22 protein-coding genes and 1 pseudogene are annotated in these 23,127 nt (G+C 61.6%); 7 read left to right on the top strand and 16 right to left on the bottom strand.

What is annotated here, in order from left to right; translation table 11 throughout:
* Positions 1-103 precede the first annotated feature (103 nt).
* Together O7A70_RS00750 and O7A70_RS00745 are read right to left on the bottom strand one after the other, a co-directional pair.
* Positions 104-1,390, bottom strand: coding sequence for a carbohydrate porin (locus O7A70_RS00750; protein ID WP_337138583.1), 1,287 nt, complete (start codon positions 1,388-1,390; stop codon positions 104-106).
* 44 nt (positions 1,391-1,434) lie between these two features.
* Entirely contained in the window at positions 1,435-3,204 is a 1,770-nt protein-coding gene (locus tag O7A70_RS00745) for an amidohydrolase (protein WP_337138582.1), read from the bottom strand.
* A gap of 229 nt (positions 3,205-3,433) precedes the next feature.
* Here O7A70_RS00745 and O7A70_RS00740 point away from each other — a divergent pair, with 229 nt between their 5' ends.
* Entirely contained in the window at positions 3,434-5,479 is a 2,046-nt protein-coding gene (locus tag O7A70_RS00740) for an amidohydrolase (protein ID WP_337138580.1), read from the top strand.
* Positions 5,480-5,490: 11 nt separating this feature from the next.
* Entirely contained in the window at positions 5,491-5,889 is a 399-nt protein-coding gene (locus O7A70_RS00735) for a hypothetical protein (protein ID WP_337138578.1), read from the top strand.
* A gap of 112 nt (positions 5,890-6,001) precedes the next feature.
* Here O7A70_RS00735 and O7A70_RS00730 read toward each other — a convergent pair whose 3' ends face one another.
* Positions 6,002-7,312, bottom strand: coding sequence for an NRAMP family divalent metal transporter (locus O7A70_RS00730; RefSeq protein ID WP_337138576.1), 1,311 nt, complete (start codon positions 7,310-7,312; stop codon positions 6,002-6,004).
* A 282-nt stretch (positions 7,313-7,594) separates the two neighbouring features.
* On the opposite strand from O7A70_RS00730, the gene O7A70_RS00725 reads away from it, so the two are divergent.
* The 4 genes from O7A70_RS00725 to O7A70_RS00710 all read left to right on the top strand — a co-directional run bounded on the left by O7A70_RS00725 (position 7,595) and on the right by O7A70_RS00710 (position 10,867).
* The gene (locus tag O7A70_RS00725; RefSeq protein ID WP_337138575.1) at positions 7,595-7,897 is read left to right on the top strand and encodes a hypothetical protein; all 303 of its coding nucleotides are present in this window, start codon (positions 7,595-7,597) and stop codon (positions 7,895-7,897) included.
* A 216-nt stretch (positions 7,898-8,113) separates the two neighbouring features.
* On the top strand, positions 8,114-9,409 hold the full coding sequence (locus O7A70_RS00720; protein WP_337138574.1) for an Nramp family divalent metal transporter: 1,296 nt from the start codon (positions 8,114-8,116) through the stop codon (positions 9,407-9,409).
* An 86-nt stretch (positions 9,410-9,495) separates the two neighbouring features.
* A complete protein-coding gene (locus tag O7A70_RS00715) occupies positions 9,496-9,990 on the top strand; it encodes a hypothetical protein (protein ID WP_337138572.1) in 495 nt (164 codons plus the stop codon).
* A 292-nt stretch (positions 9,991-10,282) separates the two neighbouring features.
* Positions 10,283-10,867, top strand: coding sequence for a sigma-70 family RNA polymerase sigma factor (locus tag O7A70_RS00710; protein ID WP_181165831.1), 585 nt, complete (start codon positions 10,283-10,285; stop codon positions 10,865-10,867).
* Here O7A70_RS00710 and O7A70_RS00705 read toward each other — a convergent pair whose 3' ends face one another.
* From O7A70_RS00705 to O7A70_RS00655, 11 genes and pseudogenes are all read right to left on the bottom strand, one after another.
* Positions 10,868-11,020, bottom strand: a complete 153-nt coding sequence (locus O7A70_RS00705) for a hypothetical protein (protein WP_337139037.1) — start codon at positions 11,018-11,020, stop codon at positions 10,868-10,870. It lies immediately after the preceding gene.
* Between the two features lie 186 nt (positions 11,021-11,206).
* A complete protein-coding gene (locus O7A70_RS00700) occupies positions 11,207-11,425 on the bottom strand; it encodes a hypothetical protein (RefSeq protein WP_027144326.1) in 219 nt (72 codons plus the stop codon).
* 222 nt (positions 11,426-11,647) lie between these two features.
* Positions 11,648-12,298, bottom strand: a pseudogene (locus O7A70_RS00695) (class I SAM-dependent methyltransferase); the annotation flags it as partial.
* Between the two features lie 127 nt (positions 12,299-12,425).
* Entirely contained in the window at positions 12,426-13,418 is a 993-nt protein-coding gene (locus O7A70_RS00690) for a GNAT family N-acetyltransferase (protein ID WP_337138570.1), read from the bottom strand.
* Positions 13,415-14,479: a glycosyltransferase family 4 protein gene (locus O7A70_RS00685; RefSeq protein ID WP_337138569.1), complete on the bottom strand. Its 1,065-nt coding sequence runs from the start codon at positions 14,477-14,479 to the stop codon at positions 13,415-13,417. The genes O7A70_RS00690 and O7A70_RS00685 overlap by 4 nt, the downstream gene beginning before the upstream one ends.
* 102 nt (positions 14,480-14,581) lie before the next feature.
* On the bottom strand, positions 14,582-15,514 hold the full coding sequence (locus O7A70_RS00680; RefSeq protein WP_337138567.1) for a beta-xylosidase: 933 nt from the start codon (positions 15,512-15,514) through the stop codon (positions 14,582-14,584).
* Positions 15,507-16,268: a TIGR04290 family methyltransferase gene (locus O7A70_RS00675; RefSeq protein ID WP_337138565.1), complete on the bottom strand. Its 762-nt coding sequence runs from the start codon at positions 16,266-16,268 to the stop codon at positions 15,507-15,509. The genes O7A70_RS00680 and O7A70_RS00675 overlap by 8 nt, the downstream gene beginning before the upstream one ends.
* A 2-nt stretch (positions 16,269-16,270) precedes the next feature.
* Positions 16,271-17,074, bottom strand: coding sequence for a sugar phosphate nucleotidyltransferase (locus tag O7A70_RS00670; protein WP_337138563.1), 804 nt, complete (start codon positions 17,072-17,074; stop codon positions 16,271-16,273).
* A complete protein-coding gene (locus O7A70_RS00665) occupies positions 17,074-18,174 on the bottom strand; it encodes a CgeB family protein (RefSeq protein ID WP_337129392.1) in 1,101 nt (366 codons plus the stop codon). Before O7A70_RS00665 ends, O7A70_RS00670 begins: the two co-directional genes overlap by 1 nt.
* Before the next feature lie 14 nt (positions 18,175-18,188).
* Positions 18,189-18,785 (bottom strand): histidine phosphatase family protein, encoded by a 597-nt coding sequence (locus O7A70_RS00660; RefSeq protein WP_337138562.1) that lies wholly within the window; start codon positions 18,783-18,785, stop codon positions 18,189-18,191.
* Positions 18,782-19,885: an inositol-3-phosphate synthase gene (locus tag O7A70_RS00655; protein ID WP_337105942.1), complete on the bottom strand. Its 1,104-nt coding sequence runs from the start codon at positions 19,883-19,885 to the stop codon at positions 18,782-18,784. The genes O7A70_RS00660 and O7A70_RS00655 overlap by 4 nt, the downstream gene beginning before the upstream one ends.
* 156 nt (positions 19,886-20,041) lie before the next feature.
* Between O7A70_RS00655 and O7A70_RS00650 the strand changes: the two genes are divergently transcribed.
* On the top strand, positions 20,042-21,784 hold the full coding sequence (locus O7A70_RS00650; RefSeq protein WP_337138561.1) for a hypothetical protein: 1,743 nt from the start codon (positions 20,042-20,044) through the stop codon (positions 21,782-21,784).
* A 9-nt stretch (positions 21,785-21,793) separates the two neighbouring features.
* On the opposite strand, the gene O7A70_RS00645 is transcribed toward O7A70_RS00650, so the two are convergent.
* Together O7A70_RS00645 and O7A70_RS00640 are read right to left on the bottom strand one after the other, a co-directional pair.
* Positions 21,794-21,994 carry a hypothetical protein gene (locus O7A70_RS00645; protein ID WP_032935364.1) on the bottom strand — a complete coding sequence of 67 codons (201 nt, stop codon included), beginning with the start codon at positions 21,992-21,994 and terminating at the stop codon, positions 21,794-21,796.
* Between the two features lie 80 nt (positions 21,995-22,074).
* On the bottom strand, positions 22,075-23,121 hold the full coding sequence (locus O7A70_RS00640; protein ID WP_337138559.1) for a UDP-glucuronic acid decarboxylase family protein: 1,047 nt from the start codon (positions 23,119-23,121) through the stop codon (positions 22,075-22,077).
* Positions 23,122-23,127: the final 6 nt, after the last annotated feature.

Raw genomic sequence — 23,127 nt, 5'->3', positions numbered from 1 at the left:
GCGGACCGGCCCTGGCTGGAAATCGCAGCCGGTGCGGTCGGGCGAAAAGCCGCCTGCTACTTCAAGGCTGGCAGGTGAGCCGTTGGAGCGGATAAGAGGGGCCTTAAAACCGCACCTGCGTTCTCAGCCCGGCAACCACCGCCTGGTCGTTGTTTTTCGGGAATGGATTGAGAATCTGAAGGTCCGCCGTCACGTTGAACCATGGCGTGAAGGCGACGTTGTAGAAACCCTCGACGCCGCCCTCGGAACTGTTCAGCGAGACACCAAGCGGCGCCACGGCGTCGCGCACGTCCTTGCTCATGACCGTGTTGAAATAGGCGATGCCCCAGCGGTCGTTTGAGCGGTTGGGAAGCGGGCTGTTGCCGCCGACGCCGATGATGTAGTGGCCGGCGAAGATGTTGGGGTTGCCGTCCGAGACACCGACCTCGCCGAAAACGCCCCAGCCTTTGCGGGGATCGGCGGGATCCTGGTAGAGATACTGCTGGAAGGCGTAGGACGCGTACCAGTAATGCGCCTTCTTGCGGATCACGGCGTCGAATTCGGGCGGCAGAATGACTTGGGGAATGTCCCTGAGATCGATGCCGTCCTGTGTGCTGTAGACGCCGCGCACGGTGTGGAAGCCCGGCAGACCGCCGATGGTCAGCGGAACGGTCGCCGACAGGCTTGTCGTTACGCCGTCCGCGAAGGGATGGCGTAGCACGTCGGAATCCTGGGCACTGCGGGGATCATAGACGAGCAGCGTGAAGTTCGCCGGAGCGGTCTGGACGCTCAGCGAGCCGCCGATAATATAGGGCGGCGTCACGCCGCTGATGGGTGCCGCCAGCCCCATGTTCATGAAAGTGGTCAGCCCGCCGCCACCGATCAGCGGCGTGCGCGAGGCCGCGTCCAGCATGTTGAACTTGCCGACACTGAGCGAGACCTTGTCGTTGAATTTCTGCGTGAAGACGATCGATGTGTCGGTGTCGTAGCCACCCTGGCGTGGCAGAGCCAGCGCCATGTTGACCGGAATGAAGGTTCCGTCGCCCTGGTTGTTGGCGTCTTGCCCGTAGATCGCCTCCTGGTGGATGTTGACCGAAAAGCCGGACCAGAGACCGAGCTTTTCGCCGTCAAGCGTGACGATGGCGTCGACCTTGCCGCCATAGGGCCAGTCGCGGCTGCCGTTGCCGCTGACGACCCCTTGCGCAAACTGCGTCCACCACAAATCGACATTGATGCCGTTGTCGCGCATGCGCTCCTTGAGGCTGCCTGAACCGTCGAGCAGGGAAGGACGGGTCCAGATCGAATTGTCCGCTGCTGTGGCGGTGGTGGCCTCCTGCGCGGAGGCGGAGCCAACGCCAAGCCCGGCCGCTATGGCAATCAGGGCGCCGAGCAGTTTGCGCGAATGTTCCAAGTGATCCCCCTCGCATCGGAATGTCTCCGCATTCCGAATGTCCTTCAGGCCTTGAAAACCTGCTTTCCGTCCATCCAGGTTTCGAGAACGGCGATAGACTTGATCGTGTCCGGATCGACCTTGCGCGGATCTTTTTCGAGGATCACGAAATCGGCGAGTTTGCCGGCTTCGAGGCTGCCGACTTCATGCTCCGAACCAAGCTGCCAGGCAGCCTCGGAAGTCATGGCGCGGATGGCCCGCTCCACGGAAATGCGTTCGTTGGGGGCCAGCACGAAGTCGGGCTCCTTCCAGGTCTTGCGCGTCACCGCCATCTCGATCATGTGCAGCGGATGGGGGTCGGTGACCATGAAATCGGAATGCAGCGTGAAGCCGACGCCGGCATCCTCCGCACTCTTGCAACGGTCGAGCAGCAGCACCTTGTCCGGCCCGAACACGTCGTCGCGCATGGCGACACCCCAATAATGCACGTGACCGATCAGGAAGCTCGCGGAAAGGCCGAGCTTCTTCATGCGTGAGATCTGTTCGTCATGCAGGATGGAGCAATGTTCGATGCGCGGGCGCACCTTGCTCATGTCGGCGCCGGCCGCCTTCACCGCCTCGCAGGCATCGAGCACATTGTCGATGGCGGCATCGCCATTGCCGTGGATCGCAATCGGCCAGCCCTTCATTGCCTGTTCGACGGCGGCCTGTTTCAGTTCGTCCGCCGACATATAGGCGATGCCGCGCGAGTCGGAATTGACGTAAGGATCACGCTGCAGCCCGGTGAAGCCTTGGTTGGAGCCGTCGGCGACAAGCTTGTAGCCGGCGATGCGGGCCAGCGCATTGCCGTCGCCCGGCTTTACATCAGCCTTCTCCCAGGCTTCGGCGCCGAGCGAATAGAAAGGATAGGTGCGAAGCCTCGCCTTGAGTCGGCCCGACTGAGCCGCGGCATGCATGACATCGGCATCGGCGGTCGACTGCGTCAACGTGCCGAGCGAGAATTCGCTGACCATGGTCAGCCCAAGCTTGCCCCACTGTTCAAGAAGGCTGATCAACATACCTACCGGGTCGGCTTTGGCCGCAGCGGGATTGCGTCCCAATATTTGCAGGAAGGCCGTGTTATTCTTCATCACCCCGGTCAATTTACCGGAAGCGTCCCGCACGAATTCGGCACCAGGCGGATTGGCGATATCGTCGGGAACGCCCTCGAACGCTTTGGTGTTGGCATAGGCCAGATGGCCCGACGCGTTCATGATGAACACAGGATGTTCCGTGGAGACGGCATCAAGTTCGGCAAAGGTCAGGGCATCCGGCCCCTCCTGGACGGCCGGATCGAAATTGCGCGCGACGATCCATTCGCCGGCAGGCGTCTTGCCTGCCTTGTCCTTCAGGAAGCCGAGCACCTCGGCCGTCCTGGCGAAGCGTGCCATGCCGACATAGTCCATCATGGCGGCGATCACCGAGCCGGATATGACATGGCCATGCGCATCGATGAAGCCTGGAAGCATGACCTTGCCGGCAAGGTCCACCACCGTTGCGCCGGCGCCGGCCGCGGTGCGGACGTCCGCCTCCTTGCCGACGGCGAGTATCTGATTGCCGCGAACGGCCATGGCCTCGGCCTCGGAGAAATTCGCGTCGACGGTAAGGATCGTGCCGCCGGCAAAGATGGTCGTGGTGGCACCCTCGGCGTGGGACGCCTTGGGCAAAAATCCTGCGGAAGCAGCAACCGCAGTGGCGCCCGAGACGAAGGCGCGGCGGCTTACGTTTGCGCGCCAGGGGGCACCGGCAAAACCGTGTTTGTCGAGGCTCGCTTTGATGATTTTGGCGGTGTCCACACTTGACGAGAAGAAACCGCCAAGATTTCCGCTGCAGCAAGGGCATCCGAACGTGGACTTGATCATCGTCGCCCCTCGAAAATCTGGCAAGTCGCCAAAGAAACCTACAACATTTCCGAGTTAAAGCAACTGGATGAACAGACGCGGCGGTCAATCCTAAAAGGCTTGGCTATACAATATTGTCTCCGGCTGTTAACGTCGCGTCGCTGGTCCATGAGGGATGGTCGTGATGAAACGCGCTTCGACAGACCTGAGCCGCCGAACCATTCTTCAATTGCTGGCAACATTGCCCATGGCCGCCGTCGGCTTCGGTGGCGCGAACGCTGCCGAATTCAGTCTTCAGGATCTGGAGTCGCAGCTTGTTCAGCTGCCGGAGATCACGATCTATAGGGCCAGGCGCGTCATCACCATGGCGGCGGGCCAGCCTGCGGCCGATGCGGTGGCGGTGGTCGGCTCACGCGTGTTGGCGGCCGGCAAGCTGGACGAACTTCAGCAGCTTGTCGGCAAGCAGCCATTTAAGACGGATGACCGCTTTGCCGAAAAGATCATCATCGCCGGGATGATCGACCAGCACCTGCATCCCATCCTCGCCGCAGGAACCCTGACATGGACCGTCATCGCCATCGAGGATTGGGTGCTACCGGCCGGAACCTCGAAGGCCGCTTCCGATGCGGCATCCTATATTGCCCGGGTGAAGGAAGCCGAGACGGCCATCTCCGATCCGAACGAGCCGCTGATGACTTGGGGCTACCACCATTATTTCCATGGCATGGTTCGCCGGACCCAACTCGATGCGATCAGCAAGACGCGGCCCATCTTCGTCTGGCATCGTTCCGGCCATGAGTTCATCCTGAACACGGCTGCCCTGGATCTCGTTGGCATAACGCCCGAATTTGTCGCCAACTTCCCCGAAACAGCCAAGGCCCAGACCAATTTGGAGGACGGGTATTTCTTCGAACAGGGCATGTTTGCCGCCCTGCCGAAGCTGGTTCCGGTCTTTGCGACGAAAGAGCGTCTGTTCGCCGGCCTGGACCTGATCAAGGATTATGTTCACCGTTCGGGCCTGACCATCATCGGCGACCCTGGCGCGATGGTTTCGAAGCCGCTTCAAGAGGCGCTGAATTCTGTTTTTGGCGGGGACGACGTGCCGTTCAGGACCTATTTTCTGCCCGACGGCAAGACCATGGCGCTGGAGCATATCGAGGGCGATCTGATCGGCGAAACCGAGGCCCTGCTCGGTTGGGGCAAGGGTAAGGCGGAATATTTGCCCAAGCAAGTCAAGCTGTTCGCCGACGGGGCGATCTTTAGCCAGCTCATGCAGATGTCGGAGGGTTACACCGACGGCCATCATGGCGAATGGATCATGGAGCCGGCACTGTTTGACAAGGCATTCGATGCCTACTGGAAGGCCGACTATCATATCCACATCCACCAGAATGGCGATGCGGGACTCGACACAGTGCTCAATGCGCTTGAGCGTAACATGAGCAGCAATCCGAAACACGACCATAGGACGGAGATCGTCCATTTCGGCTACGCCCGGCCCGACCAGGTACCGCGCATCGCGGCACTTGGCGCGGTCATCGGCGCCAATCCCTACTATGTCACGGCGCTTGCCGATATCTACGGCAATATCGGGCTTGGAAAGGAGCGTGCAGACCATATGGTTCCGATCGGCGATGCCGGCCGGCTAAACATATCGACCTCTCTCCATTCGGATTTGCCGATGGCTCCCGGCCAGCCGCTGTTCCTCGTCTGGTCGGCGGTCAACAGAACTACATTTTCCGGGCGCGTGGCCGGTCCAGAACAACGTCTGTCAGTCGAACAGGCCCTACAGGCGGTTACGATCGGGCCCGCGCGCTCATACCGTCTCGAAGACGAGATCGGCAGCATTGAACCGGGCAAGCTTGCCAATTTCACCATCCTCGAAAGCGATCCGTTCGAGGTCGCGCCTGAGACGATCAAGGATATCGCCGTGTGGGGCACTGTCCACGAAGGCACGGTCTATCCGGTCAAGCAGCCAGACGGCACGATGAAGAAGGCGTCGTTGTCGTTTCCAAAAGGGGCCGATCTGCCGGCGGCGACAGGCGCAAGCTTCGCGTCGATCGCAAATCGCGGCGGTAGCTGCAATTGCTGCGAGCCGGTCTCATCCATGGCCTGCACGGACGCCACGGCGGGCGCGAACTCCAGCCCGATGGCTGGAGGCTGTTGTCGCACCAACGTGTTCGGCTTGGCAATGGCCGCGCATTGGGCGGAACAACTGGGGCGGGGCTGACAAGCAGTCTGATGGCAGACAGCACCGGTGCCATGCCGGACGCCCTTCCGGCAAGAACTGCGCTGGCTGCACAGCTCGTGTGGGCCGGACTGTCTGCACTCTGGAACGTGTCGGGTGTGCTGCTGATGGCCGCGGGCAAACAGGCACTGGGGCCAACGGCCTCGATCGCGGCGGCGGCCCTGCTGGTCGGCATAGCAGTCCTGCTGGTGCTGTGCAGGCCGCGCTGGTTTTGGGCCTATGCCGGGCTGTCGGTGCTGGCCGGGTTAATGGCCTTGTTTGCGGTAATCAACGCCTTCACCGCCGACCCGGCGCTGTGGCCATCCGGCTTCTGGCGCTATGCGGGGGCGGCGCTGAACGCGATCGGAGTGCTCGCCGCCGTCAGCGCGGTCGTCGTCAAGGAAACGCGCTGACTTTCTTCGATCGAAATATGGCATGCCGGGTTGCAAGGATGTTCATCGCAAGGTGTCACCGCGCCCGCCGCGTTGCACGATTTTTGGCCGTGTTGCAGCCCGATCGGGCAATTCAAAAGGCCCATTGCAGCGCGAGGCCGACCACGGACAGTCCCATTGTGATTGTCGCGAGCCATCCGAGAAAGCGCAGCCAACCCTCAACGGCGAATTCGCCCATGATGTCGGAACGTCCGGTCATCAGCATCATGACGACCATTACGGGGACCGCGCATATGCCGTTGATGACGGCGCTCCAGTAAAGCGCCTTGATGGGATCGATCGGCGTGAGCATGATCCCCATTCCCAGCGCCACGGCGGCGGCCAGGGTCGCATAAAATGCCATCGCTGCCTTCGGCTTGCGCTCCAGTCCTACTGGCCAGCGGCACGCCTCGCCCACGGCGAATGCGGCCGAGCCCGCGAGAACCGGCACCGCGAGAAGGCCGGTGCCGATAATCCCCATTGCAAAGATCACAAATGCGAATTTGCCCGCGACCGGCTCCAGGGCCCTGGCCGCATCGGTGGAAGAATTGATCTCAGTCACCCCGGCCTTGTGCAAGGTGGCAGCCGTTGTAACGATGATCGCGATGGCAATCAGGTTCGAAAAAGCCATGCCCACCAAGGTGTCGGCGCGAATGCGCTGGAAGGCACGCGATGCCTGCCACGGTGCCCGCTTCAGCGGCTTGGCCTTGGGGTCAATCATTTCCTCTTCGACCTCTTGCGACGCTTGCCAGAAGAACAGGTAGGGAGAAATCGTGGTGCCGAGTATGGCCAGAAATGTCGTGAAGAAGGCCCGGTTCCATTCCATGTGCGGAAGAACGACCCCCTTGAGGGCCTCGCCCCATGGGATATCAGCCAGAAACGCAGCCACCACGTAGGCAAAAAGGCTCAGCGTTGTCCATTTCAGGACCGTGACGTACCGGCTGTAGTCGAGAAAGACGATCGCCAAAACGCTAGCCAGGCCGAACGCAACGACGTAAAGCGAGCTTGGGCCGCCCACCAGCAATCGCAATGCATCAGCCATCGCGCTCAGGTCCGCCCCGATGTTGATCACGTTGGCGGCGAACAAAAGCAAGGCTACAAAATATATCAGGGGAGACGGGTAGTGTCTGGCCAGGTTGCCGGAAATACCTCGACCTGTCGTGCGGCCTATCCGCGCTGCTATCTCCTGGATCGCGACCATGAGCGGAAGAGTGAACACCATGGTCCAACCGACATCGAAGCCCAGCTGAGCGCCCGCTTGGCTGTACGTGCCGATGCCCGAAGGGTCATCGTCCGAAGCGCCTGTGATGAAACCAGGTCCGATTGTGCGCAGGAATCGCTGGAAGGGCCCTTTTGCCCGAATATTGCTCTGTTTTTCAGAGACTTCGGCGCTTATGTCCCTCATGGAGGTGCTCCAAAACGCGGTCCCTTTCGATATCCGCTTGAAGCAGAATTCAGCGATCGCCGTTCGGTTCCTTTAGCGATCGCTGAAACATAATTGGTGCTTGCTTTGCCGGAGACATGATATTTCTCGCGCGGGTCGGTTTCCGCGAGATGTGAGGGCCATCATCAAATCGATCGGCAAAGAACCCATCCCATAAGAATTTCGCTGAAGACCGTTTCAGTCGGAACATATAAGCGAGCGACTGGTTTGGTGGAGGCAGCACACAACCATGGGAGATCCTCCATGATTACCAAACTTCTCTCCGCCACGGTGCTTGCGGTCGCTCTGGCCACGTCAGCCATGGCACAGTCGAACGGCACCGGAACCAACAGCGGTTCAGGCTCGACATCCGGCATGACCAATGGCGCAAATGGGACCGGGACCGGCTCTGGTGCAGGGGTAACGCCCACCGATCCGAACGCAACCAATTCGACAAAACCGTCGAACGGCATGACCGACCGCTGCAAGGATGCCGCGGGCAACGACATCGACAACAACACCGCCTCCGGCGCGACAACGTCGAACATGCAGAACTGCAACAAATGAGCCAAGGCTCGGAGCACCGCCCGAAGTCGCTCTTCTCTCCGGGGTGACCAATCGGGCGGCGTTCTTGTTGCAATGCAGCAGGCGCAGATGAGCCGACAGGCCGTCAAGCAGGCGCCATCCGCCTACCGTGGGCGGCAGGCCCATCGACGGCTATCCTTATTGCGCTGTCAGTCCGCGCGATCGGCTTGATGTGCCCTCGGTGAAGATGCGCTTCCAATGAGTGAGCCACTGGATAGTGCCGGCCAGAGGAAAAGCGAGCGAAAGCAAGGCGGCGTAGTCCGGGCTGTCGGGCTTGGACTGATTACCGGCGCGGCCGACGACGATTGTTCGGCCATCGGTACCTACGCCAGTGCCGGAGCCCGATTTGGGCCCGACCTGCTGTGGACGGCACCGGTTACTCTGCCGATGATGTACCTCGTCGTCTATCTTTCATCCAAACTCGGTCAGGTTTCGGGTCGTGGACTATTCAAGGTCATATCCGATTTCTATCCGCGTTGGCTGCTATGGTCTGTTCTGGCGGGCGTGCTGATTGGCAACACGATCGAGGCAGCCGCCGACCTTGGCGCCATGTCGGCGGCCGCCAGGTTGTTCGTTTCGCTGCCGGGTCCACTGATCGTCATTGTCGTCGCGATCGTCATTTTTGCCCTGCAGGTGTTCGGATCCTACACATTGATCCGCGATGTGTTCCGATGGCTGGCGCTGGCGCTGCTTGCCTATGTGGTCTCCGCGCTGCTTGCCAAACCGGATGCCGCCTCGGTCCTGCGCGGCACGCTGCTGCCAAGGATCGAGTTCAGCCGCGAATACCTGTCCATCCTGGTCGCCATCGTCGGGACGACCCTCTCCACATATCTTTACACCTGGCAGTCGAACCAGGAGGTGGAGGAGGAGATCGCCAAGGGCAGAACGACCCTTGAAGAACGCAAGGGCGCCACCGAGGGCGAACTCCGCCGATCCCGCCGCGATATCCTGATCGGCATGACGTTCTCCAATCTGATCATGTATTTCATCATTCTTTCGACAGGGTCGACGCTCTACAAAGCCGGCCAGACTCAGATCGACACCGCGGCGCAGGCGGCCGAAGCGCTGCGGCCGCTTGCCGGCGATGCGGCGGGAATTCTTTTTGCCGCAGGCGTAATTGGCGTCGGCTTTCTGGCTGTGCCGGTCATGACGGCTGGCGCTGCCTTCGATTTCGCCCAAGCGATGGGATGGAGGAATGGCTTGAATGCCGAGCCCCGGCAGGCTCCTAAATTCTACATGGCGATCGGGATGATCACGCTGGTGGCGGTGGGTCTCAATTTCCTCGGCTTCAATCCAATGAAGGCCATGGTCTGGTCGGGCATCGTGCAAGGGTTTTCCACGCCTCCGCTCCTGCTTCTCATTCTCATCATGACCAACAACCGCAAGATCATGGGTGACAAGGTCAACAGCAAAAGCACGAACATCCTGGGTGCCGCGACGACCCTGGCGATTTTTTCGGCGTCGGTGGGTCTGGCGGCAAGCTGGTTCCTGTAGTTCGCGGGAGGTGAAGTATCTTCAGGCGTGGCGGAACATCGGCGATCAATTGTCGTTGACACGCTTGTGAGAGAGAGGACACCGCCATGTCAAACTTCCAGGCCGCCACTCCGGATCGCCTGCGGCAACTCAGGCTTGAGGCTTCAGCTCATTTCACTCCGATGATGCTGCACGAAGCATTGCTGCGGCTTTCCCACGCCTGTGGAGGTGAAAGCCTTGCGCGGTTCGAAAAGGCCATGGTCGCCCAGATCGAAGCGACGAAGGACGATCGGGCCGATTTCGAAACGATCAAGGAATTCGCGATCGAGCAGCTTTATGCCTTGATCCGGGAAGCGAACGATTCGCCAAAGAAGAAACAATCGCTGGAAAAGACAGAAACCCGCAGGACGCCCGGCCGCTCCGAAGAACCGCAGACGCTCGAGGATCAACTGCAGGCCGGGTTGGAGGATTCTTTTCCCGCGAGCGACCCGCCAGCGGTCGTGTCCACAGCCATTCCAGGCGGAGCAAAGAAGCTGGTGGGGACCGACGAGGTTCTGAAAAAGCAGCGAGAACGGGCGGCCAAAGAGCCCAGCCAATCATAGGGCCGAGCGCCGCGATCAGAGTGGGCGTCTTAATTTCCCGCGATCCGGTGTAATTCCCCCGGTTCCGCGTGCGCTATCCGGTTCCGGTCCACCTGCCGATTGGGCGGAGCGACGGACGGATCTGGCCATGAAAGATCCTCGATCTGCGCCGTGAGCCCATCATCGAAGGAGGCGTCATCGTTGCGGCCTGCCGAATTTCTGAAGAGTTGTCCCCAGCGCGAGGAACGAACCAAACTTCCATGCATTTAGCAGGGGCTGCATTCGTACACTCTTTCTTCTGGGAGCTGGCCCATTGTCATCCGGAGGCTACATTTCGGCCGACCAGGAAACCAATGAAGTTTCCATCGTTGACCTCATACCCGCCCTCCGGGCTTTCGCGCGTACCTTCTGTCGCGTCCCCGACGATGCCGACGATCTGGTGCAGGAGACGCTGACCAAGGGGCTCGCCAACATCGACAAGTTCGAACCCGGCACACGCATGAAATCATGGCTCTTCACCATCATGCGCAACACTTACTATACCCGGATCAAGATTGCTGCCCGGGAAGCGCCAGGCCTGCTCGACTGTGCATCTTCAAGGCCGATTTCGGAAGCGACCCAGGAATGGAGCGTTCAAAGCAAGGAAGTTCACGGCGCCATTCAAAGGCTACCCGAACACCAACGCGAGGTTCTGATGCTGATCGGCGTTCTGGGAGTAAGCTATGAGGAAACGGCCGAGATATGCGGCTGCGCGGTAGGGACGGTCAAAAGTCGGCTGAATCGTGCCCGCGCCAATATTCTCGAGTTGCTCGGGGAGAGCTCACTGCAGACATTGATGGAGAGACGAAATCATCTATCGGATGGTCAACTCGGTATCGAGGGTGACAGCCGCAGATAGTCAGTTCTTCACGGCACGTCGACGCTTCTCGACCAGCGCGTTTTGCAACTCCATCGCCAGCCTGGTCAGCCGGTCTGGAATTTTTTCCTGCTCTATGGCGTCGAGGAGAGAAGTGATCTCCTGGTCCATAGCCAGACCGAATTGTGGGTCCACCGTATCATCCCTCGAACGAGACATCCAAATTCTCTTGATAGTAGCAGTCCCTTGACCTTAGTGTGGTGACAAATGCTCGAGATTACAAGGCGATATCCACCGCCGGCATGATTGCCGGCGGCCCTTGCACAGGTTTATTTCCTTAATCTTACATCGCCGCGGGCCAAGAATGCGGTGTGACGCCGTTCAATCCTTCGGCAACTGGTTCGCGGCATGGTCCTGATATTGATCGGACTTGATGCGATTGCCATCCAGTCCGCGCTCCTCGCTGTGCTGTTTCTTGTCGCGATTGGACAGAACCGCGTTTTCTCCGACCTTGTCCTTGGGCAGGTCGGTCATCGCGCCGGCGCCGGTACCCTTGCCCTGGGTGCCGCGGCCGAAATGTTTTTTGTCGCCGGATGCCATGATTTCCTCCTTCGGATCAGTGACGCTCTTCAGCGCCTCTTGTTCGACGTCCGAACTGGCGGCGCGCGGTAATGTTCCGCCGCCACGAGCAAGCAGGAAGGCGTCGCCATCCCATGACCGAAACGGCTTCTCGCCATTGATGACGACCCGCAATTGGTGAGCTTGCGCCAGACGGCCGATATCGGCGCGATCCAAAAAAAGCGATCCGCGATAGGAATAGTTCAGCAGGGCCAGCCAGCCCTGCCGTTTCAGAACGCGTGCGATCTCATCGAAATGCCGCTCGGCCATGCCGGCCAGAACCAGATAAGGAAAGCTGTCGACCGCCAGCACGCAATCGAAACTGCTGTCGTCGAAGTCGGTCAGATCGAGACCGGAGGTTTGCCGCAACTCGACATTGCCCAACGCGGCGCATCGGTCGGAGGCAATGGAGATCATCCGCGAGGATATATCGATGCCGACCATCCGGTTGAATGATTTGGCAAGCGCACGCTCGAAACGGCCGATGCCACAACCAATGTCCAGAATGTCCCGGCCGGTTCCGGTGAAGTCCTGCTCCTTGAGCCATGCAGCGACTTCCTCGGTCGTGGCCGACAGCCTTTCCTCATCGCCGAGCGATGTGAGCTGGACACTCGCTGTTTGCGAAATCGCTGCCGCCGCATCGAAGCTCAACGCCAGCCGCTTGACGACAGCGGCATCGGTCTCGTCGTCGTCGCGTGCGTGCCGAACGGCCGCTCCCGTCGCTCGCAAGGTGGCAAAGGCGCCGGGGTTGTGGCGAAGCAGCGCGGCTACCTCTTGTAGCTTTTCCGCGTCTTGCGAATCCGACGGAACGACATCCAGCACGATCTCCGCCAATTCCGCCACCCTGATCTCCATCCCCAAGTGAAGCGCCAGCCTGGCGACGACGGCTTCGGCGCAAACACCATCGGCCATGCAGTCTTCTACGATTGATCTAATCACCATCCGGCGCTGGGCGGATTTTGGCCCGGTTGCACCCATGCTATCAGCTCCGCGTCCAGATCCTGCGCATCGTCCACCTGTCGATGGCGCCCCAGCTGTATTTGTAAGCCTCCTGACCACGCAGGAAATCGAACTCGCGGGCACCCTCGCGGATCGACTCCGCGATCGCGTGGCCGATCAGGATCGCACCTGGACTCTCCTCGGCATAGGCAGGGTCGAAGCCGCCGAGATAGGCATAGGCGCGACCGCGATGGTGGAAGCCGTAATAGGCGCCGACGGTCTTGCCATCGATTGCCAACAGCCAGCATCGGACCAGGCCGCGAGCGTCGAGCAAGGGTACTGCGCGCCTGTGGAATTGCTCCACGGCGACATCGGCCAACACGCCACCTCCGTGTCCGGCCCAGCGCGCGTGGTGCAGGCGGATCAACTGGTCGAGGAAACTTTGGGCATCGCCTCGTGCCGACGACAATGCGGTCCGGCCGCGTCTGGACGCCGCCTGGTGCGCCCGTCGCAACTGCCGCCTACGTCGGGAGGGCACGCAGCCCGCAAGCGTTTCGTCGCCGGCGATGGCGAGCACGGGGCAAGCGCCATGTGCGGCTGGCCGCCCCGCCTTCAGATCGGGGTGTGTAACCGCAAGACCGGCACCGCCTTCCGGCAAATCCGACAGAATCCATTGCGACCAGCCGACCGAGAGGATCCTTTCGGCAATAGCGGCAACGACCTCAGCTTCGGTGCCGGGAACACACAGGATATCCAGATAGTCGCTGAGCGAAATGCCGACCGGAAGCAATTTCGACCCAGCGGTTCCGTGCTCGAGATAGAGCGGTGCCAGCCCAATCAGATCGCCTCCGCGCCAGACCGCGACCGTCGCCAGGTCGCCGGGCGCGAATGTGCGCCACCATGGCACCAGCCAGGCGGGAGATTGAAACGGCGTCGCCGAGGAACTCTGCTCCCACAATCTCCACCAATGCGGCGCAAGGGTATCGAATTGCGCCGGATCATCGATGATCTCGCTGCGCAACACAGGCTTGCTCACGGTGTGACGGCGAGGCGCCCGGCATCGGTGCCAAGTCGTGCCAGCGCTTGATAGGCGTCGATGTAAGACGAGATCATTCGTTCCAGCGAAAACCGCCGCCGCGCCTCGGCCCGGCATGCCTCGGGGTCCAGGCTGGACGCCGCAACGATGGCTTGCGCCATCTCGTCGATCGTATTGACGAGAAAGCCTGTCCTGCCGTGCTCGATGACATCGGGAAGCGCACCATTCGGAAAGGCGACAACCGGTGTGCCGCAGGCCAGCGCCTCCATGGCAACAAGTGAGCTGGTCTCGGCAGCAAGGCTCGGGATGACCAGACAGCGCGCTGCGTTGAGAAAGCGGCGCTTGGCGGTGAAACCGAGCGGACCAAGGAAGCGGCGGCGGCCATCGAGGCGAGGTTGGACCTCGTCGCGAAAGTAGCGCGCGTGCGTTTCATAGGGATAGACCTTGCCGCCGACAACCAGCGGCACACCTGCTTGCTTGGCTGCGTCCAACGCCAGGTGGATGCCCTTTTCCGGGCAGATCCGGCTGAGAACCAGTGCGAAGTCGCGCTTCGCTTGCGGCAGGCTGAGCGCCTCTATGTCGACGCCGTTCGGAATTGGCGCCGCCAGTCTGGCGCCTGATGGCGCGGTTTTCTGCTGGGCGGCCGAGACCGCATGAAGCCACAGGTCGTCGCGCGTCGGGCGCAGTGCCTCGACCGGATACCAGTCCAGCGGCAGGTGAAGTGTCACCAAGGTCGGGCCATCGTCTGGCAGATAGGCATCGAAATCGATGCCGTGCAGATGAACCACATCGATCGGCCAACTGGCGCGGGCAGCGGCGATCGCGGCGCGATGGGCCTGCTGCGCGCGGCTCTTGGCCGCCTCGTCGAGCACGCCGCTTTCCGCAGGTATTTCCACAAGCGTGCCGCTCGCGCTGGAGCCCCGGCAGCCGACGACGATCGACCGGTGACCCGTGCGAACCAGTGCCCGATCGAGCATCGACAGGACCTGTTCGGCACCCCCGACCGCATCCGGTCCGACAGGCGCGAGGGGATAGGCGACATTGAGGACGGTGAGCGTCATGGCCGGCCGAGCCACGGTGCCAGAGGCAGTGAATTGGTGGACCCGTGAGCTTCTACTTCGGTCAATGCATCCAATGATCGCGGACCGGGTCGCATGAGAGCCTCACGCAGCCGAGGCCCGCTGCGTCGGGCGCGAGGCGGATGTCATGACGGGCGCGTAGCGGCGGACCATCGTTGCACAGAACTCGGCGAATTCCTCGGGCACCAGTGGGGGGCTGGTGTGGTGAGGCATCATTCCGCGATGCTCCGGCGTGAAGCAGAAGGTGACCGTGACGTCGAAATCGGCAAGTGCCTCCATCTGTCGATCGAACCAGTCCAACGCATTCGGCCTGAAGCTGTCGGCCCAGGAAAGCCCCGTGCGCATGTTGGTGACGCCGAGCCGCTTCATCCAGGCGACGGCGTCGTCAAGTCGCGGGTCCTCGAAATGAAACCACTGCACCAGCCCCATTGCGGGTGTGTAGCGCAGGAATTCCTCCAGCGCCGGCTTCGGCGTGCCGTCCTGGCGCAGCAGCCCCATGTGGAAATGACGATAGTAGGAGGATCCCTCCGCTTCGCGATGCCGCGTCGTTGCTTCCCATTCACGCGGAAGGTCGTAGAGGCTATACCACTGGATACGTGGTGCGTTGCCGAGCAGCAATTCGGCGGTGCGCTTCAGTCCCCAGACCTGTATTTCCTCGGCCCCGAAGGTCGATACGCCGACCTCGCTGACCCAGATGGGAAGATCGGTGACGGTCGCGATCTCGCCGATCTTCTGCGGCCATTCCTGGATTTGCCACAGGTTCCAGTCGAGAGGAAAGCCGTGCACCGCGACGGCATCGACATGGTCCAGCACGCCCAATTCCTTCATGCGCGTGATAAAGCCGGGGTCTATCGGCGAGATGCCGCCAAGCACTTTTGCCAGAGCCGGGTTCTCGGACGCGATCGCGTCCGCCGACAGGACCGCCATCCTGGCAAAGCGGCTCCAATCGGGGTCGAGCTCTGGGTCCCAATGCGATTTGTTGTTGGGCTCGTTCCAGATCATCGCGGCTTCAATCATGGAGCTTTCCTTTCGACGGGTAAATCGCGCCGCCGCCGGCCGGCGCGCCGGCAGCGCGGCAGAAATAGACCTCCTGCTCGGGATGCAGAACGATCTCGAAACCGGCGCTGCGCAGCATCGCTTCGGTGCAGGCCCGGTTCGGTATCCACCAGTTGGTCGGATCGTCGGCATAGCGGTGTTCGATGAAATGCAGCTTGGGAAATTCCGGCCGGTCGAACAAATCATGCGTCCAGAAATGGTAGTTCTCTTCGAGCTCGGGCAGCTCCTTGCTGCCTCGTTGCATCGACTGGAAGATCATCAGATCGCCGGCGACGTGCTCACGGATCAGGTCGAGCGCGAGCAAGGGGTGGCGCAGATGGTAAAGCACCCCCATGAACAGCACGACGTCGAATGTCTCGCGCAGGGCACCGACGTCGTAGACCGACAGTTTCTGGAATTCGATCTCGCAGCCCGCGATCTCGGCGGCAAAGCGGGCCTGCGCCAGATAGGCCTCGTCGAAATCGATGCCGAGGACATGGGCGGCGCCTCGCCGTTTCATCTCGATTGAATAGAAGCCGGCATTGCAGCCAATATCCAGCACGGTCTTGCCGGCCAGATCGGCGGGTATGGCGTCGGCGAATTTGCGCCATTTGATCAGCGGGTAATTGCCGAGAAAATGGTCGGGCGCGGTTTCGACGCCGGCCAGTTCCATGTTGTGGAACCACGGGCCGAGCGCGTCGATGCGCCGGCGGATTTCGGCATGGGAATGCAACATGTTCAGGCTCCTTCGCCCGGAACGACGGGTACATGCGAATGCGTGCCGGGCATGATCGTTGCGGACTGTTGATGAGCTGACGGGACGCCGTTTTCAAGCAACCGCAGGGCTGTGCGATAGCCGTTGAAAGTGCCGACATCGACATAAGCGGAGCCGGCTTTGATCCCGTAGGCTACACCCCCGGCCGCAAGGTAGGCGTTGATCAATGTACCGATATATTCGTCACGACCATCCCGCTCGCGCCAGAGTGCCGCAAGCCGATGCAGGATCTGGCCGGGCATCTTGAACGCGCCCCAAACCCAGTTCGTGGAGGCATCCTGTCGCTTGACCTGGATTTCGATCACGCGCTCGTCGTCCCCGGTACAGACGGCATCGAAGAATTCCGGGCTGTCCACCGGGAAAAGCAGAAATGAAAGCTGATCGTCGGGCAAATGACGGAATCCGTCCTCGGGAAACCAGATCGTATCTGGAAGGCCGACCAGGACGACCTCGTCGGGCGCCACGAGGGGCGCTGCCCGGAAAATCGCATCGCAGAGACCGACGGGGTTGGGCTGCACCACAAAGAGCGCCGCCGCGGCGCCGTAGCCGGCCGCGTAGTATTCGAGAATGTCGGATTTGCCCGATCCGATAATGAAGCAGATCTTGTCGACGCCGGCCTGGACCATGCGCCGCACCAGATACTCGCTTACGGCGCAGGGACGTTCGGTCTGGCCGTCGATCCGGCTGCCAACCGGCAGCAGCTCCTTCGAGAAACCGAGCGGTTGAATGCGGCTGCCGCGTCCGGCAGCGGGCACGATGCCCAACATCAGACTGCTTCCTCGATCGGTTCGCCGACCGGATTTTGCAAGGCGTCGGCCAGCATTCTATCCAGTTCCGCTGCACGCCTGGCGGAAGTGTGCTCGCTCAAGACCCGCTCGCGGGCACGCCTTCGGATGCCGTCGAGTTCGTGCTCGGGCAATTGCAGCGCGGCGACCACGTCATCCGTGTCATGCGCCAACAGGACTTCGCGGCCGGGTTCGAAGAAGTCCGCGAGGCCTGGCCATGCGTCGGTGATGATGGCAGCCCCACACGCGGCCGCTTCGAAGAGCCGTCCCGACGGGCACCAGCCCTTTTGTGCCATGGCTTCCCGGGTGACGTTCAGCGTCAGCCGCGACGATGAGAAGAACGCCGGATGGTCGGCGGGCGGCAGATGCCTGACGAAGAAGATGTTGTCGCTCCACGGGAATTCCTGCGGATACTGCGCGCCGCCAATGATGAAGCGCTGATCGGGCAGGCGCATGGCCGGGCGGACCAGCAGCTCTTCGACGCCGGCCTGGCGATCTGCCGCGTAGGTCCCGAGATAGGACAGATCGCCGGCGAATTCGGCCCGCTTCTCGGCCGGCCGATGCCGGTCCGGATCGACATGCCCGTAGAGCGGCATCACCTGGCGCGCACCCAGCACCGTCTTGAGCGCCTCGAGCGCCGAGCCGCCGGTGTAGCTCAGGACGAGGTGGTAATCGGCAAGGCCCTCTGGTCCGAAATAGGGCGGACGCTCACCGTGCTCGACGCGGGCAAGCGTGACTGGAGTATCGAGATCGTAGAACACACGCAGCCCGCGACTTGCCTGCTGGGCCAGGCGCGAAGCCTCGACGGCGTCGGGGCAGTAGGAGGTGACGACGACGACATCGGCTTGCTTCATCGCCCGCTCCGCAACGCGGCGGATGTCCTCCCAGTCCGGATAGATCACGACATTGCCGCCGTCGAGCTGATCCAGATCGCGGGCCCCGGCATAATAGGGAGTGTCGCGTTCGAAAAAGGTGATGGACCAGCCCAGCCGCGCGAGAGCGCGGATCAGCCCGCGCCACAGAGTGGCGTGGCCGTTTCCCCATGAAGACGTGACGGTGAGACCGAAAATGACCATCCGCATCCGGAATTTCCTCGTCAGGCCGCTTCATTCATTCGCAGGAGCTTCGAGCCCCAGTCGCCCGCCACGATGGTCGTGATCGAGGCGGGATCGATGTCGAAGCGGAAGCAGTCGCCGACCGGCAAGCCAAGCACATTGCAGACGGCGGCCTTGATCACGTCGGCGTGGCTGACCAGGGCGACGCACTGGTTCTGATGCAGTTCGCGGACGCCGTTCATCAGCGAGACCACGCGCTGCTGGACATCCAGCATGGTCTCGCCGCTCGGGGTCCTGGCCTCCTGGCGCTGGTCGTTCCAGGCGCGCCAACCGGCGTCGCCGTTCAATTCGTCGAAAGTCTTTCCCGACCAGTCGCCGAAGTCGATCTCGTCGAGTTCGGCGCAGATCGCGATTTCGCCGACGCCGCAAGCGAAAGCGATTGGCAGCGCCGTCTCCTGCGTGCGCTCGCGCGGGCTGCACAGGATGGCTGCAATCGTCTCTTGGGCCATGCGGCGGCCAAGTTGCTCGGCCTGAGCCTTGCCGGCCTCGCCGAGGCAAACGCCGGCCATGCGCCCGGCAAGATAGGAGCCGACATTGTCGTGCGCCGCGTGGCGGATGAGGAAGAACGTGGTGGTCATTCCGCGGCATCCAGCAAAGGCTCATCCTTGCCGGCGATGAAAGCGAGCGTGCGCTGCCGGGCTTCGGCGTCGGTGAACTGTTCGGGAGGCGACTTCATGAAATAGCTGCAAGGACCCGTCAGCGCCCCGGCGATGCCGCGGTCGAGTGCCAGCTTGGCGCAGCGCACCGCATCGATCACCACGCCGGCTGAATTGGGCGAATCCCACACCTCCAGCTTGAGCTCGGCATTCAGCGGCACGCCGCCGAAGGTGGTGCCTTCGACACGAATGTAGGCCCATTTGCGGTCGGTGAGCCAAGGCACATGGTCGCTCGGTCCGACATGGATGTTGCCCGGCTCCAGGGGAACATCGAGCTGGCTGGTCACCGATTGTGTCTTGGAGATCTTCTTCGATTCCAGCCGCTCACGTTCCAGCATGTTGAGAAAATCGGTGTTGCCGCCGAAATTCAGCTGATAGGTGCGATCGATGCGTACGCCGCGCTCGCGAAAGAGGTTGGCCAGCAGCCGGTGCACGATGGTCGCGCCGACCTGGCTCTTGATGTCGTCGCCGACCAGCGGCAGCCCGCGTTGCTCGAAGCGCCGGCGCCATTCCGGACGCGACGCGATGAAAACCGGAATGCAATTGACGAAGGCGCAGCCGGCCTCGAGCGCGCATTCAGCATAGAAGCGTGTCGCCTCTTCCGAACCCACCGGCAGGTAGGAGACCAGCACGTCGGCTCCGCTGTCGCGCAGGATATCGCTGACGTTGGCAACCGGTTCGGGCGCCTCTTCGATCTCGTCGCGCAGATATTTGCCGATGCCGTCGAGCGTCGGTCCACGCTCGACGCGAACACCGGTCGTCGGCGCGTCGGCAAAGCGGAACGTGTTGTTCGGGGCAGCGTAGATCGCATCCGCGACATCGCGGCCAACCTTGCTTTTGGCGACATCGAACGCACAGACGATTTCGATGTCGTCGACATGATAGCCACCGAGATCGGCATGCATCAGCCCCGGGATCGGTTCGTTGCTTTTTGCATGACGATAATAGGAGAGGCCCTGCACCAGGGAGGATGCGCAATTGCCGACTCCAACGATGCCAACACGAACCTTTTTCGATCCCACGAAACTGCCGCCCTATGCTGTTCAAAGGTAAGTTCCTTGCGCCGAACCACCACCGTGCCGGAATGTTCCTTGGTCGCTCGAAAAATTGCGCGAGACGGCATGGATCGAAGCTGCACCCGCCGCGTTGCCCGCACGGCAAGCATTGGAAATCGATCGATGATCGTCTACGGCGACCACAAGCGGACCGAGAACGCACCACAACTTCAAGAGGCAGCGATCGAACTGGCCCAAAGCCTCGATCGGATGTCTCGCGGCATCCGGCGCCATGCTGCATTGGTCGGGCTATTCATCAGCGTGTCGGAATTGGTTCAGGGGCTCGCCGATGTCGACTTCAAGGTCCTGGGCGTCGACACCAATTCGCCTTCGCAACGGCAAGGCGCCGAGTTGCTGGTCGGGCTTGCGGCAGAGGTGGCGAAGTCGTGGCGAAGCGGTTTCGCCTTAGGCGGTGGCATCGATCCGCGACTGCTCCAATTGCTGGCGGCGCTCGATTGGAAGGCAGAGGTTTTGACCGGTTCGGCCGAGGGTTACGCGCATTATGCGCTTTATCCCGAGAGCTATCTGGGCGCGGCGCAGGAATCAGGTCTCGACGCGAACACATGCGTGATCGGCATTCGCAGTATCGGCTTGGGGCTTGCGGCCATGGTGGCCGCCGCCATCGGTGCGCCGCCTCCGATCAGTCTGCGCCCGATCGGCCATCCTTTCGATCGGCGGGTCAATGCCGATCCGCGGTTGGTCGCTGCCTGGAGGAACGAGCCGTCGGCTCGGTTCGCTGTCGTCGACGAAGGTCCCGGCCTGTCGGGAAGTTCTATCCACGCCGTCGTCACGTGGCTGCGGGACCTGGGTATCGATAGGAGCCGTATTCACCTGTTTCCCAGCCATTCGGGCGATCCGGGCGCCGAAGCGTCGCAGGACGTCCGGGAGACATGGATGCGCTGCCGCAAACATGTGGCGATGACGTTTGAACGCACCTTTCCCGAAAGCTCGCAAATTCCAACGCTGCGCGATTGGGTAGCCGAGGCGGTCGGCAGTCCGGAATTGCGTTTGACCGAAATATCCGGCGGCGCGTGGCGAACCCTTCACTATGCCGACCAAAAGCGCTGGCCACCGAGCACTCGCGGCACCGAACGGCGAAAGTTCCTGGCGTCCGCGGGTCCAGATCGCTGGCTCGTCAAGTTTGTTGGCCTCGGCGAAACCGGGCAGCGCAAGATGCGGACCGCGACGATGTTGCATCAGGCCGGATTCGGGTCGCAAGTCGCCGGACTCTGCCACGGTTTCCTGGTTGAACGGTGGGCCGACGGCACCACGATGGATCAACTGCCGCTGCCCAGACAAGGACTTGTCGCGGAGTTCACGCGCTATCTGGCCTGGCGAGCGACCAATCTGCGAACCCGCGAACCGGGTGCTTCATTGCCCGCCCTCGCGGAGATGGCCGTTCACAACGCTTCCGAGGCTTTGGGCAAAAACCAGGCGGCGAAACTGTGGAACTGGTTCTCGAAACAGGCTGTCCCGCAGGTACTGGAACGCGTCGAAATCGACGGCAGGCTTCACCCCTGGGAGTTTCTGATCTGTGCCGATGGCACATTGGTCAAGACGGATGCCGTCGACCATTGCCGGGGACACGATCTGATCGGCTGCCAGCCGATAGAATGGGACATTGCCGGCGCCTGCGTCGAATATGGTTTGTCCGAAGGCGAGGCGGCGGCGTTGATCGGCGGCATGGGTGACCGCATTGACCTCGGGCTCGTCGAGTATTTCGAACCTTGCTACCTGGCGTTTCAGCTGGGGCTTTGGAGCATGGCCGCTCAATCCGAGGACGGACGGGAACGAGCAAGGCTGGCAGGGACAGCCAACCGATATGAGGCAGGACTGACACGGTTCCTGGACAAGGCCAGGGCGTGACGGTTCCCCTCAATCCAGGCTTCGCAGCATGTCGGCTTCCTGCTCGAGAATACTGGCCACTTCTTCCCGCTGCAGGTGGGTCATCATCAGGCTGACGCAGCACTCCAGATAGGTGATCGAGGCTCGCCGCAAATAGGCGGCCGTCTCCTGTTCCGCCATCTTGTCGATATCCGGTGCGGATCGCTTGGGTCGCATGAGGATGTCCTCCATATCTGGTCCTCTCGCCAAACCACAAGCTTGAGCGGATGTTCCGTCGGAATCGACCGCGAAGGGGTGGCTGCGGTCCAGCATCAGACAGGGAGGTTCTGCAGCCCGCCTGATGTGGACCTCGCCCTCGTGGCGCGACCTGCTATTTGGTCGCCGATCGGAACGCCTTCGAGGCTCGCGAAATAGCCGATCGTCCGGGCGAGCCCCTCGTTGAGAGGCACTCTTGGCATCCAGCCGAGCAGCGCTTTCGCGCGCGAGATGTCGGGCTGCCTGCGTCGAGGATCGTCCTGCGGCAGCGGCAGAAACGTCATCTCCGATTTGGTGCCGGTCATCGCCTTCACCAATGCCGCCAGCCGCATGATGGTGAACTCTCCGGGATTGCCCAGATTGATCGGCTTGCCCGGATTGGGATCGAAATCCATCAGACGCATCAACCCGTCGATCAGATCGGAGACATAGCAGAAAGATCGTGTCTGCAAGCCGTCACCGAAGATCGTCAGCGGGCGCTTCTCGAGCGCCTGCATGATCAGGTTCGAGACGATGCGGCCGTCCGCCGGATCCATTCTCGGACCGTAAGTGTTGAAGATACGTGCGACACGAACGTCGGCCTTGGCGGCTCTCAGATAGTCGAAGCAAAGTGTTTCGGCGGTGCGCTTGCCCTCGTCGTAGCAGGCGCGTGGGCCGGTGCAGTTCACATGGCCGACGTAATCTTCCCTCTGCGGATGTTGCTCCGGATCGCCATACACTTCACTCGTGGAGGCCTGCAGCAATCGGGCATCGTTGCGGGCGGCGAGTTCGAGCAGATTCAATGTTCCGATGACGCAGGTTCGCGTGGTGTGGATCGGATCGGCCTGGTAACGCGGCGGCGAGGCGGCGCATGCCAGGTTGAAGATGCGATCCACCGGCTCACCAAGGTCCAACGGACGGCAGATATCCTGCTCGATCAACCGGAACTCCGGCTTGTCCATGATCGCGCTGATGTTCTCCATGCGACCGGTGAGAAAGTTGTCGGCGCAGATCACGCGCCAGCCATCGCGTAACAATGCTTCGCAAAGATGCGAACCGAGGAAGCCCGCGCCACCGGCGACAAGTACCGTCTTTGCCCTTTGCGCCTTTTTTGTTCGTCGCATCGCGAT

This window comes from Mesorhizobium sp. Cs1299R1N1 (genome assembly GCF_037179655.1).
Classification (GTDB): Bacteria; Pseudomonadota; Alphaproteobacteria; order Rhizobiales; family Rhizobiaceae; genus Mesorhizobium; species Mesorhizobium salmacidum.
Note: the sequence above shows the minus strand (reverse complement) of the source record. Positions and strands in the feature narration are given on the sequence as shown.